Origin of the sequence: Vibrio sp. 1167, assembly GCF_033340375.1 — a bacterium.
GTDB lineage: Bacteria > Pseudomonadota > Gammaproteobacteria > Enterobacterales > Vibrionaceae > Vibrio > Vibrio alginolyticus.
This window is the reverse complement of the sequence record NZ_JAWOWK010000005.1, coordinates 58,189-74,749: the sequence shown is the minus strand read 5'-3', so window position 1 is coordinate 74,749 and position 16,561 is coordinate 58,189. Positions and strand designations below refer to the sequence as shown.

Here is a 16,561-nt window from a genome sequence, read left to right as displayed (position 1 = left end):
GGCAAAGATTAGACTAGTTATTAGATAAAAAACCGAACTGGTGATGATAGTTAAGTCCTTTACAAAAACTAACTGTAGATTTCCAAATGATCAATAATGTGTAATTAACTATAAATATCAATGACATTGCTTAGCAGAAATCTCTGAAAGATGGAAAAACAAACAATTTTTTGTTGACTATGTATCAGAAACTCGGTAAACGTAGAGTTAAGCAAACACAATTAACGTTGAATATTTATTTATGCCATCTAACAGCCTAGTAGTAATGACCACGACCATTATTATTACCGACACGACACATGTTGGGGCAGGCTGCTGAGCGAAAGAAATTCACAAAAAAGGCCTGTATCCAACAAGATACAGGCCTTTTTTTATGCTTTTTTATCCAGAATTTAGACAAATTTAAGAAGATATACCGGAGGAAGGGATGCGAGTATTGAAGTTTGGCGGATCATCACTAGCTGATGCAGATCGCTTTTTGAGAGCGGCAGACATTATTGCCAATAACGCTCAACAAGAAGAAGTAGCGGTTGTTCTTTCCGCTCCTGGTAAAACAACAAACAAATTGGTTGCGGTCATTGAAGGCGCATTGCGCAATGGTGAAGCAGAACTACAAATCAAAGAGTTGGAGGAGTCGTTTAAAACGCTCTTCACTCAAATCCAAGCAGTACTACCCAATATCGATGGTTCAGCTTTCGATAACCAAGTGAAAACTTCTCTCTCTCAATTACGCCAGTTCGTTCATGGCATCAACCTTCTTGGCATGTGCCCAAATAACGTCAATGCACGCATCATCAGCAAAGGCGAACGCGTTTCAATTCAATTGATGAAGGCAGTGCTTGAAGCGAAAGGCCAACCTGCGCATCTTATCGACCCAGTCGAGTATCTATACGCAAAAGGCGATCACCTAGAGGCCATGGTCGATGTTGAAGTTTCGACTCAGAACTTCCGCCAGAATCCTCTTCCTCAAGGTCATGTGAACATCATGCCTGGTTTTACTGCCGGTAACGAGAAAGGTGAACTAGTTACACTAGGTCGTAATGGTTCAGACTACTCAGCGGCGGTTCTTGCGGCGTGTCTGCGCGCAGATTGTTGTGAGATCTGGACTGACGTAGACGGTGTATACAACTGCGACCCTCGTTTAGTGGAAGATGCTCGCTTACTTAAATCTCTTAGCTACCAAGAAGCAATGGAGCTTTCTTACTTCGGTGCTTCCGTTTTGCATCCGAAGACCATTGCTCCTATCGCGCAGTTCCACATCCCATGTCTGATCAAAAACAGCTTTAACCCACAAGGTGCAGGAACTCTGATTGGGCAAGACACTGGTGAAGACAATCTGGCGATCAAAGGTATCACGACGCTAAACGACCTAACCATGGTTAACGTCTCCGGCCCAGGTATGAAGGGTATGGTTGGCATGGCAAGCCGCGTATTTGGCGCAATGTCTTCCGCTGGTGTGTCTATTGTTCTTATTACTCAGTCTTCTTCTGAGTACAGCATTAGCTTCTGTATTGAGGCAGAAGATAAAGCAAAAGCGCAACAAGTACTGGCCGATGCGTTTGAGTTGGAACTGAAAGATAGCTTATTAGAGCCGGTCGAGTTTATTGATAATGTTTCAATCATAACGTTGGTTGGTGACGGCATGCGTACATCGCGCGGTGTTGCATCTCGCTTCTTCTCATCTCTTGCTGAAGTGAACGTAAACATTGTAGCCATCGCACAGGGCTCATCTGAGCGTGCAATCTCAGCCGTGATTCCTGAAGATAAAATCTCTGAAGCGATCAAAGCGTGTCACGAGAACCTATTCAACTCTAAGCACTTCTTAGACGTATTCGTGGTTGGTATTGGCGGCGTTGGTGGTGAGCTGGTGGATCAGATCGAGCGTCAACAGGCGAAGCTTGCGGAAAAAGGCATCGTTATCCGCGTGTGTGGCTTGGCAAACAGCAAAGGTCTTCTGCTTGATAGTGAAGGTCTGCCACTCGATCATTGGCGTGATCGTATGTCGGCTGCGACAGAAGAGTTCAGCCTAGCGCGTTTGATTTCTTTGGTTCAACGTAATCACATCATCAACCCAGTATTGGTTGACTGTACATCAAGTGAAGATATCGCGAATCAATACGCTGATTTCTTAGCTGCTGGTTTCCATGTCGTTACACCAAATAAAAAAGCAAACACAGCAAGCATGGCTTACTACCATCAGCTTCGCGATGTTGCGCGCAGCTCTCGTCGCAAGCTGATGTACGAAACAACTGTGGGGGCGGGTCTACCGGTAATCGAAAACCTGCAAAACCTAATCTCAGCGGGTGATGAGCTAGAGCGCTTCAGCGGTATTCTTTCTGGCTCTCTGTCATACATCTTCGGTAAGTTAGATGAAGGTATGAGCCTAAGTGAAGCAACTAATATCGCAAAAGAAAGTGGTTTTACTGAACCGGATCCTCGTGATGATCTTTCTGGTATGGATGTCGCGCGTAAGCTTCTGATCCTAGCTCGTGAAGCAGGCATGTCTCTAGAACTAGAAGACGTTGTGGTTGATCAAGCACTGCCACCAGGTTTTGATGATTCTGGTAGCGTTGATGAATTTATGGCGCGTTTACCTGAAGCAGACGCCTACTTTAAAGAATTATCTGCAAAGGCAGCGGAAGAGGGCAAAGTACTGCGCTACGTTGGTGAAATTAATGAGGGCAAGTGCACAGTAAGCATCGCAGCGGTGGATGAAAACGATCCAATGTATAAAATCAAGGACGGTGAAAACGCACTGGCATTTTACAGCCGTTACTATCAGCCAATCCCACTAGTGTTACGTGGCTATGGTGCAGGCACCGAAGTAACGGCTGCGGGTGTATTTTCTGACGTGATGCGTACTTTAGGTTGGAAACTAGGGGTATAACAATAATGAGTTCAAGTGATATGGATGTAGTGGTTTATGCCCCAGCATCAATTGGTAATGTAAGCGTTGGCTTTGATGTGCTGGGGGCGGCCGTGTCTCCAGTGGATGGCACACTATTGGGTGACCGTGTATTGGTGAAATCTGGGGCTGATCCGTTCAGCCTTAAAACGGCGGGTGATTTTGTTGAGAAATTGCCAACTGAACCAAAAGAGAACATCGTCTACGACTGTTGGCTCGTGTTTGCTCGTGAGTTAGACAAAAAAGGCGTTGAGCTAAAACCACTTGAGATGACGCTAGAAAAGAACATGCCAATTGGCTCTGGTTTAGGCTCAAGTGCATGTTCTATCGTCGCTGCATTAGATGCATTGAACCGATTCCATGGACAGCCACTTAACGAGACAGAATTATTGGCGCTGATGGGAGAGATGGAAGGCAAGATCTCTGGTGGTATTCACTACGACAACGTTGCGCCATGTTACCTTGGTGGTGTGCAACTGATGCTTGAAGAGTTGGGTATCATCAGTCAAGAAGTGCCTTGCTTTGATGATTGGTACTGGGTGATGGCGTATCCGGGTATCAAGGTATCAACGGCGGAAGCGCGTGAGATCCTACCATCTCAATACCGCCGACAAGATATCATTGCTCATGGTCGCCACCTTGCGGGCTTTATTCATGCGTGTCATTCTGGTCAGCCAGAACTTGCTGCAAAAATGATCAAAGACGTGATCGCAGAACCGTATCGTGAGAAACTGCTTCCAGGTTTTGCGAATGCACGTCAATACGCAGCGTCTGCGGGTGCATTGGCAACCGGTATTTCTGGCAGTGGTCCGACACTGTTCAGTATTTGCAAAGAGAAAGATGTCGCTGAGCGAGTTGCTCGCTGGTTAGAACAAAACTACGTACAAAACGAAGAAGGATTCGTCCACGTTTGTCGTCTAGATAAGCAGGGTTCGAAAGTAACAGGAAGTGAGCTATGAAGCTTTACAATATAAAAGAAAATGATGAACAAGTTTCCTTTGGCCAAGCCGTTCGCCAAGGGTTAGGCCGTAACCAAGGTCTATTTTTTCCATCGGAATTACCAAAATTTGAAGATATCGATGCGCTGCTTGCAGAAGACTTTGTCTCTCGTAGTACGAAAATCCTATCAGCGCTGATTGGTGATGAACTAGCGGAAGAGCAAGTTAACGCATTGGTTGATGCTGCATTCCAATTCCCTGCGCCAATTAATCAGGTCAAAGACGGTGTTTACGCTCTGGAACTGTTCCATGGTCCAACGCTTGCATTTAAAGACTTTGGTGGTCGCTTTATGGCGCAATCTCTTGCTGCGGTTTCGGACGGCGGCAAGATCACCATTCTGACTGCAACTTCTGGCGATACTGGCGCAGCCGTTGCGCATGCTTTCTACGGTATGGAAGACATCAACGTTGTGATTCTTTACCCGAAAGGCAAGATCAGTCCACTGCAAGAGAAGCTATTCTGTACGCTTGGCAAGAACATCCATACTGTCGCGATCGATGGCGATTTTGATGCGTGTCAGGCACTGGTTAAGCAAGCTTTTGATGATTCTGCACTGCGTGAAGAGATCGGTCTGAACTCTGCAAACTCAATCAACATCAGCCGTTTGATGGCGCAAATCTGTTACTACTTTGAAGCAGCTGCGCAAATGAGCAAGCAAGAGCGTGAAAACCTAGTGGTATCAGTACCAAGTGGTAACTTTGGTAACCTAACTGCTGGTCTACTGGCAAAAGCGCTGGGCTTGCCTATCAAACGCTTTATCGCTGCAACGAATGCCAATGACACTGTGCCACGCTACCTAGAAACAGGTAAGTGGGAGCCAAAACCAACAGTCGCAACAACATCGAACGCGATGGACGTGAGCCAACCAAACAACTGGCCTCGTATCGAAGAGCTATGCCGTGTGAAAGAGTGGGGCTTGGAGACGCTAGGTAAAGGTGCAGTATCTGATGAGCAAAGCGCACAGTCAGTAAAAGATCTATACGCCATGGGTTACCTGTGTGAACCGCACGGTGCTATTGCTTACCGAGTGCTTGAAGAACAGCTGCAAGACGGTGAAACCGGTCTGTTCCTATGTACTGCTCACCCTGCGAAGTTCAAAGAAGTGGTGGATGATATTCTAGAATCCGATATCGAGCTTCCTGCGCCACTAGCGAAGCACGCTGCGATGGAGCTGCTATCGGAAGATCTCGACGCAGACTTTGACGCATTGAAACAAGTACTGCGCCGCGTGCAGTAAGCTTCAAAGTATAGTAAGTATCAAAAACAGAAATAACGAGAGGTGAATGAGTAATCATTCACCTTTTTTATTGTCGGTAAGTTTTGACTCTCTTTATGATTGAGAAACGAACTTAACTAAATGAGATGGAAAGAGAAGCATGCATTTTTTGATTTTTCTTGGCTCAGTGAGAGACAGCACGCCACCACGACCAGCCCGTTTAGGAATGCGAGTCAGTAAAGCGTGTGAAAAACTCATCGCGAGTCAACATTCGCAACATACGGTCGAAATCATCGACCCTTTGAATTACGACTTTGGTGATGTGTTTAAGCCCGAGTTTGCTTATCACCGCTCTAAAGTTCCGCAGAACCTAAGTGAGCTGGCAGACAAAATCAAACATGCGGATGGGTATGTGATGGTTAGCCCGGAATATAACCATTCGATGAGTCCTGCTCTGGCGAACACGCTTAACCATTTCGGCAGTTCGCTGTTTTCTTACAAGCCGAGTGCTATCGTGACCTATTCTGCCGGACAATGGGGTGGTGTTAGAGCTGCCGTTTCTATGCGTACCTTCTTATCTGAACTTGGATGTCTACCTGTCTCTGCGATGATCCACATTCCGAAAGCGCAAGAAGTGTTTGATGAACAGGGCGTTGCTGAGGATGAGTCGGAGCAGACGCAGTGGGATAACTATATGAATCGCACTATGCATCAATTGATTTGGTGGGCTGAAGGGGCGTCACTGCAAAGAGATAGGCGTGATCCAACCTCTTTAGCGCAAGCGTTTCAGAAAGATCCTTCGCAAAGAAATGCACCTTAGAGGCGAGTTGCTTTCCATTATAGAAAGGGTTTAGAAGGATTCTGAAACAAAAAAAGCTTGGTCATTGCAGACCAAGCTTTTTAAATTCTAGCGAGCTAGTTTACTGAGAGATTATAGAGTCTCAGTAAAAGTACGAGCGATTACATCACGTTGTTGCTCTGGAGTTAGCGAGTTAAAACGTACTGCGTAACCAGAAACACGAATAGTTAGTTGTGGGTATTTCTCTGGGTGTGCAACTGCATCTTCTAGTGTTTCGCGTTTAAGCACGTTCACGTTTAGGTGTTGGCCGCCTTCGATACGAGGAGCAGTTTCGATTGCAACTTCACGGCTTTCGTATTCACCTAGGTCGCTGATTGCTATAACTTGGTCTGCTTCGTAGCCAGCAGTTGCAGCAACACAGCGAGCTTCATTTTTTTCGCTATCTAATAGCCAGATAGAGTTTAGTAGGTCGTCGTTTGCCGCTTTTGTAATTTGGATACCTTGGATCATCACTATCTCCTAGACCACTTACGTGGTGATTATTGGTGTTAATTTTCGAATTTTCGTTGAGCTGAGTATTATATAGCTAATATCCACTATTTTAATATTGATTTAAGTCAAAAAACAACCAAAAACATTATTTTTATTAAGGTGATTTTATTGAGTTAAATCAATAAAACCTTTGAAAACAAACTAATTACAATTTATTTGAGAATATAAAAAATATTTAATAACTGGTTTTGTTGTAAATTTACTACAAATTGAGATTAAAGTTTAAACTGGTTAACGCAACTATCTGTATTTAGGTAGCAATACTGAAAGTCTAAAGTGATTAAATGACAAACATGAAAAACAAGCTTGGGAATAAACTCATTGGTGCACATGTCTCTGCTGCTGGTGGGGTCGATCAAGCTCCGTTGAGAGCTCGTGAAATTGGCGCGAATGCCTTCGCACTATTTACAAAAAACCAACGCCAGTGGGTGGCGAAGCCTTTAGAAGCAAAAACCATCAGTGCGTTTAAAGCGAACTGTAAAATGCTGGGTTTCGGAGCAGAGCATATTCTTCCCCATGATTCTTATCTGATTAACTTGGGTGCGCCGGAAGAAGAAAAGCTGAATAAATCCCGCGCGGCATTTATTGATGAAATGGAGCGTTGTAATCAGTTAGGGTTGACTTTGCTTAACTTCCATCCGGGCAGTCACCTAAAGAAAGTCTCTGAACAGGAGTGTCTCGCGACGATCGCCGAGTCGATCAATCTTGCGCATAAAGCGGTGCCGAATGTGATCGCTGTTATCGAGAATACGGCAGGTCAAGGCACTAACTTAGGCTGGAAGTTTGAGCACCTTGCTGAAATCATCGAGCAAGTGGAAGATAAAGATCGTGTCGGCGTTTGTATTGATACCTGCCATACCTTTACGGCTGGTTATGACTTACGTACAAAAGAAGATTGCGAGCGCACCTTTGCAGAGTTCGACCGTATCGTAGGTATGCACTATTTAAGAGCAATGCATCTAAATGATTCAAAAGTAGAGTTTGCCAGCAAAGTAGATCGCCACCATTCTCTAGGTAAAGGAGAGATCGGGTGGGATTGCTTTGAGTACATCGCGAAAGACCCTCGTTTTGATGGTATCCCTCTGATTTTGGAAACAATTGATCCAGATATTTGGCAGCAAGAGATCAACACGTTGCGTCAATTCCATTTAGCGGCCATTGACAGTTAATGGCGTAACCACAAAGTTGGCACCTTTCTTTCTTAGTCATTGAACATCAATCTCTGAATTAGCAAAGAAGGATGCCAACATGTCTCGACCATTCTCTTTTACTCCTTATACTTACACTCGTCGTGTGCTTCGCTTACCGATGCCTAATCGTCACATTACCGGACAGGGGCATTTTCGAACGCCACAGAAGCATTAGTCTTTTATTACTTGTCTCAAGTTCGTGGTAAGTTTTTGTTTGTTTGAGTTTCGCTCGTTAGAATAGAAGCAAAATTTAGGACAGGAACTTTCCATGAATCAGTCACCCACTTGGCACGATGTGATCGGCGAAGAGAAAAAGCAGAGCTACTTTGTAGACACCTTGAATTTTGTTGAAGCCGAACGCGCCGCAGGCAAAGCTATTTTTCCTCCCGCAAAAGATGTCTTTAACGCGTTTCGTTTTACCGAGTTCAAAGACGTTAAGGTCGTGATTCTAGGACAAGACCCATACCACGGCCCAAATCAGGCGCATGGCCTGTGTTTCTCTGTACTTCCTGGCATTAAAACGCCACCGTCACTGGTTAATATGTATAAAGAGCTGGCGCAAGATATTGAAGGTTTCCAAATCCCTCAGCATGGTTTTTTGCAAAGCTGGGCTGAACAAGGCGTATTGTTACTCAATACGGTATTAACGGTGGAGCAAGGTAAAGCGCATTCACATTCAAAGACAGGTTGGGAAACGTTTACTGACCGAGTGATTGAAGCCATTAATCAGCATCAAGAAGGTGTAGTGTTCTTGCTGTGGGGGTCACACGCGCAGAAGAAAGGGCGCTTTATCGATCGCAACAAGCACCATGTGTTAGCTGCCCCACACCCATCGCCACTTTCTGCACATCGAGGCTTTTTCGGTTGTAAGCATTTCTCTCAAGCAAACCAGTTGCTTACATCACAAGAAAAAGCACCAATTAACTGGCATTTGCCATTAACTGTATAAATGAAGAGACAGCGATCATGGATGCTATGATCGCTGTTTTTTTGAGCACGCTCGAGGCTGATAGTAAATTTCTCATGTACACTTACTAAAAGTAGGTGTTAAGGAGAGACGCTATGATGATCGAAAGAATTCGACGCGAACATGGTTATATGGTTCGTCTGTTGGCGATACTGCGCCATAAGCTTAATGAGATAAAAAAAGAACGTGTAATCAACTATACGTTAGTAAGCGAGATTGTTGATTACCTCTCTAATCATTCGGAGAAAGTACACCACCCGAAAGAAGATATCCTCTATCACCACTTTCTTGAACACTATGGTAAGCAACAAACCATGGAAAATTTAGAGAAAGAACATCTAGAGTTAGCGAGTAAAACCAGAGAGTTTTCATCCGTGATAGAGATGATCCTTCAGGATGCTGTTGTGCCACAAGACATGTTCGTCGCTCACCTAGAAGATTTCATTGAATCGCAAAGGCGCCACTTGGAGCTAGAAGAGCGAAAAATTTTGCCTCTCATTGAAGAGTTATTTACCACAGAAGATTGGCAGCATGTCGAGAGCTTATGGAGCGTCAGTGAGGATGACCCTGTATTTGGTGACACGATTGCTGATCGTTATAAGCAGTTGGCCGAACGTGTTCGTCAAAGTGATACTGAGTATGTTTAAGACTGAATGATGAAACCTGAGCGAGCGAAAGTCGTCTCTCGGGTTTGTGAGATACACTTCTTATTTATTGGGAATCAAACGAAAATTTCGTGTGCATATTTCTCGGCAAAAAGTACGGAAGATTCTCATTGAGTAATAATGGTATTCATACTTAAACCTTGGTACATAAACTCACGGTGTTTACGGTCACTGTAAACAAAAAACAAAAGGCACCCGTAAGGTGCCTTTTGTTTGAATTAGAGTTTAATGTCTTCCAAGTTATAATCGGTACAGACATCAAGTTCGCGCAGCTCTTTAAGCAAATTGCGTCTGTCGTTCATCTCTTCTATTTCACGCCACTTTCGCTTTACTGGTTTGGCACGAGATTTGGTTGTTGAGGTAGTATCCAGATTAAAAATGTCATCTAGTTGAAAGCCTTCCATAAGCCACCTTTACCTTTCTTAAGCTAAACTGTTGTAACCAGTCCTTGTGGAGTTTTTTAAGTACCACAATAGCCGTGAGAATAACCATGATATATTTCGCATTTGTGTCGGTAGCATGACATTTTCGTGCAAAAATATTCTCAAAATCACACTTTTTATTGCAACTATGTGGATAAAAAATGCACAAACGATCTCAAGAAAACGATTAAATAGAGAGATTTTCTATGTTAATTCGATTTGATGAATGGGTGCACTGCGCAAAGGTTAAAGTTGCATAAAATCAGTTTGATGAAATAGTGTTCAATTAGATGGTAAGTCACTAGCGTAAATTTATGTAACACCTTGTGAATACTAGCTTGTTCTTGTTTATACGGTTTGCCATTCCATTTAATGAAGAATAATTATTTATGTTGGCGTTTGGTAATTGAAATGTTGCGCAGTTTGAGTGTTAAGTCTTCTATTTATGTTATTTTTTGGTGACTTTATAGTGAAAAATAACAATGTTATTCTTGTTGTTGCATATTGATTTTTGCGCTCCTAGGTTGCATTATCCGCCCGTCAAAAAATACGCTGGTACGTAAAATGGATGCATGAAGCGACGTTTACGATTCTAGATTGCCCATAAACATTACTTAAAAAGCTAAGCACACTTTGACACTTAGCAGGCAATTTGGTGGATGGCTAGGACGCATAGACTGGCGCAACTCACTTTGAGGTACACATGACAGACTTAATCAATTTGATGAACGATCTCCTCTGGGGCTCGATTCTGGTTTATCTTCTTGTTGGTGTTGGTATTTACTTCACCGTTCGATTAGGGTTCATTCAGTTCCGCCATTTCGGCCACATGTTCTCTGTTCTTAAGAACAGCCGTAAAGCAGACAAAGCTGGTATTTCTTCTTTCCAAGCGCTTTGTACTAGTCTTGCTGCACGTGTTGGTACAGGTAACATGGCGGGCGTTGCAGTGGCATTGACTGCGGGTGGTCCTGGTGCGATCTTCTGGATGTGGCTGATTGCAATGCTTGGTATGGCAACATCGTTTGCTGAGAGCACACTGGCGCAGCTATACAAAACCAAAGATGATGATGGCAACTACCGTGGTGGCCCTGCCTACTACATGGAAAAAGGCTTGGGCATGCGTTGGATGGGCGTGTTGTTCTCAGTTTTCCTAATCATCGCTTTTGGTTTGGTATTCAACGCCGTACAAGCTAACTCAATTGCCAATGCAATGAGCAACGCATTTGGTTGGAATAACCTGTATGTCGGTATTGCCGTTGTTCTACTGTCTGCAATTGTTATTTTCGGTGGCATCAAGCGTATCGCAAGAGTTGCTGAGATGATCGTTCCGATCATGGCACTACTTTATCTAGCCCTAGCGCTGTTCATCATGTTCTCTAACCTAGAGAAATTACCTGATGTATTGATGCTTATCTTTAAGAGTGCATTTGGTCTGCAAGAAGCAGCAGCAGGTGGTCTTGGCTACGCAATTGCACAGGCAATGATTAACGGTATCAAGCGAGGTCTATTCTCGAATGAAGCAGGTATGGGTTCTGCACCTAACGCGGCAGCTTCAGCAACACCTTACCCACCACACCCAGCGTCTCAAGGTTACGTACAGATGCTAGGCGTGTTCATGGATACGATCGTTATCTGTTCTGCAACAGTGGCTATCATCCTGATGTCTGGTGAGTATGTCGGTCAAGCAACAGAAGTGACGGGTATCGAGCTAACTCAGCGTGCATTGAGCTCACAAGTTGGCGATTGGGGCGGCATCTTTGTTGCTGTGGCAATCTTCTTCTTTGCGTTTACTTCAATCATTGCAAACTACTCGTATGCTGAAACGAACTTAATCTTCCTAGAGCACAATCATAAAGCGGGCTTAAGCATTTTCCGCGTTATTGTTCTTGGTATGGTGATGTTTGGTGCACTAGCTTCGTTACCAGTCGTATGGTCGCTTGCTGACGTCTCTATGGGTCTGATGGCGATAGTCAACTTAGTGGCGATCATCTTGCTATCTGGCATCGTGATTAAACTGGCAAAAGATTACAACCGCCAGCTTGGTGAAGGCAAAGTGCCAACATTTGATGCGAATGACTTCCCGGAGCTGAAATCTCAGCTTGAAGAAGGCATTTGGTACAACGATAAAAAAGACTAAGTGAGCTATCACTCATAGTTGAAAGCTATTAGTACGATGTAAAAAGCCATGCAGACAATGCATGGCTTTTTTTGTACCCTATTAAAAACAAAATTAGAGAAGGGAAAGTCATGCTTATCGTAGTTTCTCCAGCGAAGACTCTTGATTACGAGTCTCCGTTAGCGACAGAAAAATTTACTCAACCTGAGTTGGTCGAATACTCAAAAGAGCTTATCGATGTTTGCCGCAAACTGACTCCTGCTGATGTTGCCTCTTTAATGAAAGTGAGCGACAAGATTGCCGATTTAAATGTGGGCCGATTCCAAGAGTGGAGTGAAACGTTTACCACGGAAAACTCACGACAAGCCATTCTTGCATTTAAAGGTGACGTTTACACAGGGCTAGACGCCGAAAGTTTATCTGAAGCGGACTTCGAATATGCTCAAGATCATCTGCGTATGCTATCGGGTCTTTATGGTTTACTAAAACCACTTGATTTGATGCAGCCATACCGTCTTGAAATGGGTACCAAGCTTGCAAACGACAAGGGTACGAACTTGTACCAGTTTTGGGGCAATGTAATTACGGACAAGCTTAACGAAGCGATTTCTGCTCAAGGTGATAATGTCCTTATCAACCTTGCATCAAATGAATACTTTAAAGCGGTTAAGCCAAAGAATTTAGATGCGCAAGTGATCACGCCAGTATTCAAAGATTGTAAGAATGGTCAATACAAGGTCATCAGTTTTTACGCGAAGAAAGCGCGCGGTATGATGGCGCGTTACATCATTGAAAACCGTGTTGAGAGCGTTGCAGACCTGACTAAGTTTGATACGGCGGGTTACTACTTTGTGGAAGATGAATCGACGCCAACAGAGTTAGTATTTAAACGCGAAGAGCAAAAATAAAGCTGATTGAGACGTAGTCTACGTTAATCTCTATCAGCACAAACGAAAAAGGGTTGGCATTGCCAACCCTTTGTTATTTTCTAGCTTGAGCTACTTGGCCCCAACAAGATTACTTCTTCTTAGCGGTTTTCTTTTTCGCTACTTTTTTCTTGTCGTCTTTTTTCTTTTTCTTCTTAAACACAGGCTTTTTGTGTTTAGGACGCATCTCTTTCACGAAACGCTCTTTGATGTCTTCTTTCACGTAACGTGCAACGCGATCCATCATTGGTTGGTCGTGTGCTTCTACGATTGAGATAGCGTTACCTTTCTTACCTGCGCGAGCAGTACGGCCGATACGATGAAGGTAAACATCAGCCGTGCGTGGCATGTCGTAGTTGATAACGTGTGATACATCCGGAAGATCGATACCGCGCGCAGCAACGTCCGTCGCGAGCAGCACGTTCACAGTACCATCGCGGAAGCGAGAAATCGCATTGTTACGACGATCTTGCGGCATTTCACCTTGAATCCAAGAACATGGAATCTGTGCGCTTTCAAGCTGCGCTCGTAGCTCAGCCAAACGCTCACGAGTCTTTAAAAAGACGATAGTGCGTTCAGCCTGCTGAGTAATAATGTGTTTTAGTAATTCCAGTTTGTGTTCTGCATCATCAGCTCGGTGATACCACTGAGCAATTTTCTTACGCTCACGCAGAGGTGATTTTGCATCGATCTCTGCTGGGTCATTCAACAGATCAGCGGTAAAGCCTTCTACGCCTTTCCCTTCTAACGTTGCTGAGAACAGAAGGGTTTGCTTACGCCAGCGACATTCGTTAGATAGACGATCGACAGTAGGAGCAAAACCCATATCTAGCATACGGTCTGCTTCATCAAGGATTAACCATTCGATTGCACGACAATCAAAACGTTCTGCATCAATGTATTCTTTTAAACGGCCAGGTGTCGCAACCACAATGTCTTGCGTTGTTGCAAGGATGTCGGCGTGCTCTTGGTACTGAACACCACCAGTGATGGTGAAAATGTTGAGTTTGGTATTTTTTGCCAAAGCACGTGCTTGATCGGCAATTTGCATCGCCAGTTCGCGAGTAGGCGTTAGGATCAAAATACGCGCAGGCCCAGGCTTACGACGAGGGAAGTCTTGCAAGTATTGCAATGCTGGCAGGACGAAGGCGGCCGTTTTACCAGTTCCTGTTGGCGCTGACGCTAGAATGTCACGACCATCCAACGCTTGTGGAATCGCTTCTGCCTGAATTTTTGTTGGGCGTTCGTAACCCATCTCTTCAATGGCTTCAAGTAGGTTTTGGTCTAGATCAAGTTCAGCAAAGGTTCTGATCACAATGAGTTCTCCACAAGCAAAGCTTGGTTAATGGTTCGCCACAACAGCATAGAATACAAAAAGGTCGCACATTATAAAGTGATTGGTGATAAGGATCACATGTTATTTCACATCTTAAGATAAAACTCGCGAGTTAACTGGATGAAATCATCACTATAGCCGTCATTTGAACGAATAATTAAATGTGACGTTTGCGAATCGCAAGGTCGTTTTGACAGTTCAAATAACAGTCTGTGTACTGGTTTCTTTTCTGATGGTTGCACACGACAGATCCTCGATAGATACCAACCTTGGTTTAATGCTAGCTCAATGAACTGCTCGCCTTCGGTGATTGGCAACACAAAGCTAGCCCTCCCTTCGTCATCAAGCAAATGATAGCAACGCTGCAGCAATGCGTTATGGCCTAGCGTATCAGTGTGCCTCGCGGTTGCACGTTGACTGTGTTTCGATTGCTCGCCGCTGTTGAAGTAGGGCGGGTTACAAATGATGCGTTGGAATGGATGTGTCGGCGTAAAGTGCAGTATGTCGGTGTGATGCACACTTACACGATCTGACCAAGGAGACTGGGCCATATTTTTTTGCGCGGCAGCAACGGCTGTTAATTCGATATCGACCGCGGTTATTTGAGCTTCTGTAAAGCGTTGAGCACACATCAGGGCAAGCAGGCCAGTGCCAGTGCCAATATCGAGAATTTTAGCGTCGTTAGGGCTTTGAATCCAAGCACCAAGCATTACCCCATCTGTGCTGACTGGCATACCACTCTCGCCACCCTCAATACAAAATTGCTTAAAATTGAAGCCTTTAGTTTTCAGTTTTTTGTTCTTCATGATTGTTTTATATTTGCTCAATAATTAAGTGGATTGCTCTATTGTTTATTAATTGTATAGATTGTTGTTTTGTTGGTTATTAAATTGTATTGTTAATTGAACGAGATAAAGAACTGGTCTGTCATTTGGATCTGGTTATATCCACTGCTTTTAAGTTTGAAAACTAAATTAATATGGTGTTTTTTTCTTAAAGGTTGCCAAATGATGAGTCTTTCGTCATTATGCGGCGAAAATTTTATAGATTGAACCACGTGTACTTATTGACTTTAGGTATACAAAAAGTGGTCTAAGCATACACAACATTCATTAATTAAAAGACAAGGGTTATCTGTGAAGCAGACGTTAAAACTAACAGATATTATCGCAGTAGGCTTTATGCTATTTGCGTTCTTTTTAGGTGCGGGCAATATTATCTTTCCACCTCTAGCGGGTCAGTTAGCGGGTGAAAACTTAATGCCAGCTATGTTTGGTTTCTTGCTAACAGCGGTAGGTCTACCTCTTATTACTATCGTTGCTATTGCTGTTGCTGGTGGTTCTTGGGATCACTTGACGCAAGATCTTCCGAAAAAAGCGGCAGTTCTTATGGCTGCACTGATTTTCATCATCATTGGTCCTGCGTTTGCAGCGCCTCGTACTGGCCTAGTGGCTTACGAGATGGCGGTGAAACCTTTCTTCCTTGAGGCATCACAAACGCATCTGACAGCGTTCTCAGTGATCTTTTTTATCACAGCGATGATGTTCTCATGGTTCCAAGGCCGTTTGATCGATCTTATCGGTAAAGTACTGACACCAGCATTGTTTGTTGGTTTGATCATTCTTGCTGTCGCTGTCTTCCTTGATCCTCAGGGCGATATGATAGGCGCGCACGGTGAATACCTAACGCAGCCTCTGACCAAAGGCTTCTTAGAAGGCTACAACACAATGGATACGTTCGCGTCATTGATGTTTGGTATGCTGATGGTTGATGCACTGCGCGGTAAAGGCATTACTGAGCGCTCTGCAACTACTAAATATCTGATCTATGCAGGTTGTATTGCTGCTGCTGGTCTTGCGTTTGTTTACATCTCACTATTTTACTTAGGTGCGACGAGTGCAACGGTTGCTGCTGGTGCTGATAATGGTGGCCTAGTGCTTAGCCAATACGTTCAAGCGTTGTTTGGTCCATACGGTCAAATCGTTCTGTCTGTCATCGTATTGCTAGCGTGTCTGACAACCGCGATTGGCTTGATTTCTGCGTGTTCAGATTTCTTCAGCTCGAAAACACCACTGTCATACAAGCAATGGGTACTGATTAATGGTTCTGTTTGTGCATTGGTTGCAAACGTTGGTCTTGCGCAGCTGATTTCTCTGTCAGTGCCAGTATTGTTTGCGCTGTACCCTGTGGCGATTGCGTTGGTTGCACTAACATTTGTGCGCAGCAAACTGCCGAATCCACGCTTTGCTTACCGTGCAGTACTGCTTGTATCTCTGCTGTTTGCGTTGGTTGATGCGGCAAAAGTATCGGGTATTGATGTTTCTGCGTTTAACATGTTGCCACTATTCGAAGTCGGCATGGGTTGGGTGCTTCCAACATTTGCGGCTATCGTGTGCATGTTCTTCATCGCGAAACCTCGCCCAGAGCTAGCACAAGAAACCGCGTAATCACTTCGCGTTATCAAGATA

General features: G+C 44.2%; 15 protein-coding genes and 1 other annotated feature. Of the genes, 11 read left to right on the top strand and 4 right to left on the bottom strand.

All coding sequences use genetic code 11. From position 1 onward, the window contains the following. Positions 1 to 241: 241 nt before the first annotated feature. The 5 genes from thrL to R7Z78_RS12345 all read left to right on the top strand — a co-directional run bounded on the left by thrL (position 242) and on the right by R7Z78_RS12345 (position 5,940). Complete coding sequence (gene thrL / locus R7Z78_RS12365; protein ID WP_074192076.1) at positions 242 to 319, top strand: thr operon leader peptide; 78 nt, start codon at positions 242 to 244, stop codon at positions 317 to 319. After that, positions 255 to 374, top strand: a sequence feature (Thr leader region). (Overlaps the previous gene by 65 nt.) Before the next feature lie 53 nt (positions 375 to 427). Then, positions 428 to 2,887: a bifunctional aspartate kinase/homoserine dehydrogenase I gene (gene thrA, locus R7Z78_RS12360; protein ID WP_104975858.1), complete on the top strand. Its 2,460-nt coding sequence runs from the start codon at positions 428 to 430 to the stop codon at positions 2,885 to 2,887. A 20-nt stretch (positions 2,888 to 2,907) separates the two neighbouring features. Continuing rightward, positions 2,908 to 3,864 (top strand): homoserine kinase, encoded by a 957-nt coding sequence (thrB, locus tag R7Z78_RS12355; protein WP_017635074.1) that lies wholly within the window; start codon positions 2,908 to 2,910, stop codon positions 3,862 to 3,864. Beyond that, the gene (thrC, locus tag R7Z78_RS12350) at positions 3,861 to 5,141 is read left to right on the top strand and encodes a threonine synthase (protein WP_104975859.1); all 1,281 of its coding nucleotides are present in this window, start codon (positions 3,861 to 3,863) and stop codon (positions 5,139 to 5,141) included. The genes thrB and thrC overlap by 4 nt, the downstream gene beginning before the upstream one ends. A gap of 139 nt (positions 5,142 to 5,280) precedes the next feature. After that, the gene (locus R7Z78_RS12345; RefSeq protein ID WP_053350217.1) at positions 5,281 to 5,940 is read left to right on the top strand and encodes an NADPH-dependent FMN reductase; all 660 of its coding nucleotides are present in this window, start codon (positions 5,281 to 5,283) and stop codon (positions 5,938 to 5,940) included. 111 nt (positions 5,941 to 6,051) lie between these two features. On the opposite strand, the gene grcA is transcribed toward R7Z78_RS12345, so the two are convergent. Further along, on the bottom strand, positions 6,052 to 6,429 hold the full coding sequence (gene grcA / locus R7Z78_RS12340) for an autonomous glycyl radical cofactor GrcA (protein ID WP_005381814.1): 378 nt from the start codon (positions 6,427 to 6,429) through the stop codon (positions 6,052 to 6,054). 326 nt (positions 6,430 to 6,755) lie between these two features. Here grcA and nfo point away from each other — a divergent pair, with 326 nt between their 5' ends. From nfo to R7Z78_RS12325, 3 genes are all read left to right on the top strand, one after another. After that, complete coding sequence (gene nfo / locus R7Z78_RS12335; RefSeq protein WP_017821508.1) at positions 6,756 to 7,640, top strand: deoxyribonuclease IV; 885 nt, start codon at positions 6,756 to 6,758, stop codon at positions 7,638 to 7,640. Positions 7,641 to 7,929: 289 nt separating this feature from the next. Then, positions 7,930 to 8,610, top strand: a complete 681-nt coding sequence (ung, locus tag R7Z78_RS12330) for a uracil-DNA glycosylase (RefSeq protein WP_005382846.1) — start codon at positions 7,930 to 7,932, stop codon at positions 8,608 to 8,610. Positions 8,611 to 8,723: 113 nt separating this feature from the next. Further along, positions 8,724 to 9,275 carry a hemerythrin domain-containing protein gene (locus R7Z78_RS12325; protein WP_169644218.1) on the top strand — a complete coding sequence of 184 codons (552 nt, stop codon included), beginning with the start codon at positions 8,724 to 8,726 and terminating at the stop codon, positions 9,273 to 9,275. 236 nt (positions 9,276 to 9,511) lie between these two features. Here the strand turns inward: R7Z78_RS12325 and R7Z78_RS12320 are convergent, their stop codons facing one another. After that, positions 9,512 to 9,697 carry a DUF3545 family protein gene (locus R7Z78_RS12320; RefSeq protein ID WP_005381805.1) on the bottom strand — a complete coding sequence of 62 codons (186 nt, stop codon included), beginning with the start codon at positions 9,695 to 9,697 and terminating at the stop codon, positions 9,512 to 9,514. 721 nt (positions 9,698 to 10,418) lie between these two features. On the opposite strand from R7Z78_RS12320, the gene R7Z78_RS12315 reads away from it, so the two are divergent. After that, entirely contained in the window at positions 10,419 to 11,852 is a 1,434-nt protein-coding gene (locus R7Z78_RS12315; RefSeq protein WP_005381800.1) for an alanine/glycine:cation symporter family protein, read from the top strand. A 110-nt stretch (positions 11,853 to 11,962) separates the two neighbouring features. Further along, positions 11,963 to 12,739 (top strand): peroxide stress protein YaaA, encoded by a 777-nt coding sequence (yaaA, locus tag R7Z78_RS12310; protein WP_005382848.1) that lies wholly within the window; start codon positions 11,963 to 11,965, stop codon positions 12,737 to 12,739. Positions 12,740 to 12,848: 109 nt separating this feature from the next. On the opposite strand, the gene srmB is transcribed toward yaaA, so the two are convergent. Together srmB and R7Z78_RS12300 are read right to left on the bottom strand one after the other, a co-directional pair. Beyond that, positions 12,849 to 14,072, bottom strand: a complete 1,224-nt coding sequence (gene srmB / locus R7Z78_RS12305; RefSeq protein WP_005381797.1) for an ATP-dependent RNA helicase SrmB — start codon at positions 14,070 to 14,072, stop codon at positions 12,849 to 12,851. A gap of 107 nt (positions 14,073 to 14,179) precedes the next feature. Next, positions 14,180 to 14,899: a tRNA1(Val) (adenine(37)-N6)-methyltransferase gene (locus R7Z78_RS12300; protein ID WP_104975862.1), complete on the bottom strand. Its 720-nt coding sequence runs from the start codon at positions 14,897 to 14,899 to the stop codon at positions 14,180 to 14,182. Positions 14,900 to 15,229: 330 nt separating this feature from the next. Here R7Z78_RS12300 and brnQ point away from each other — a divergent pair, with 330 nt between their 5' ends. Continuing rightward, positions 15,230 to 16,540, top strand: coding sequence for a branched-chain amino acid transport system II carrier protein (gene brnQ / locus R7Z78_RS12295; protein WP_104975863.1), 1,311 nt, complete (start codon positions 15,230 to 15,232; stop codon positions 16,538 to 16,540). Positions 16,541 to 16,561 lie beyond the last annotated feature (21 nt).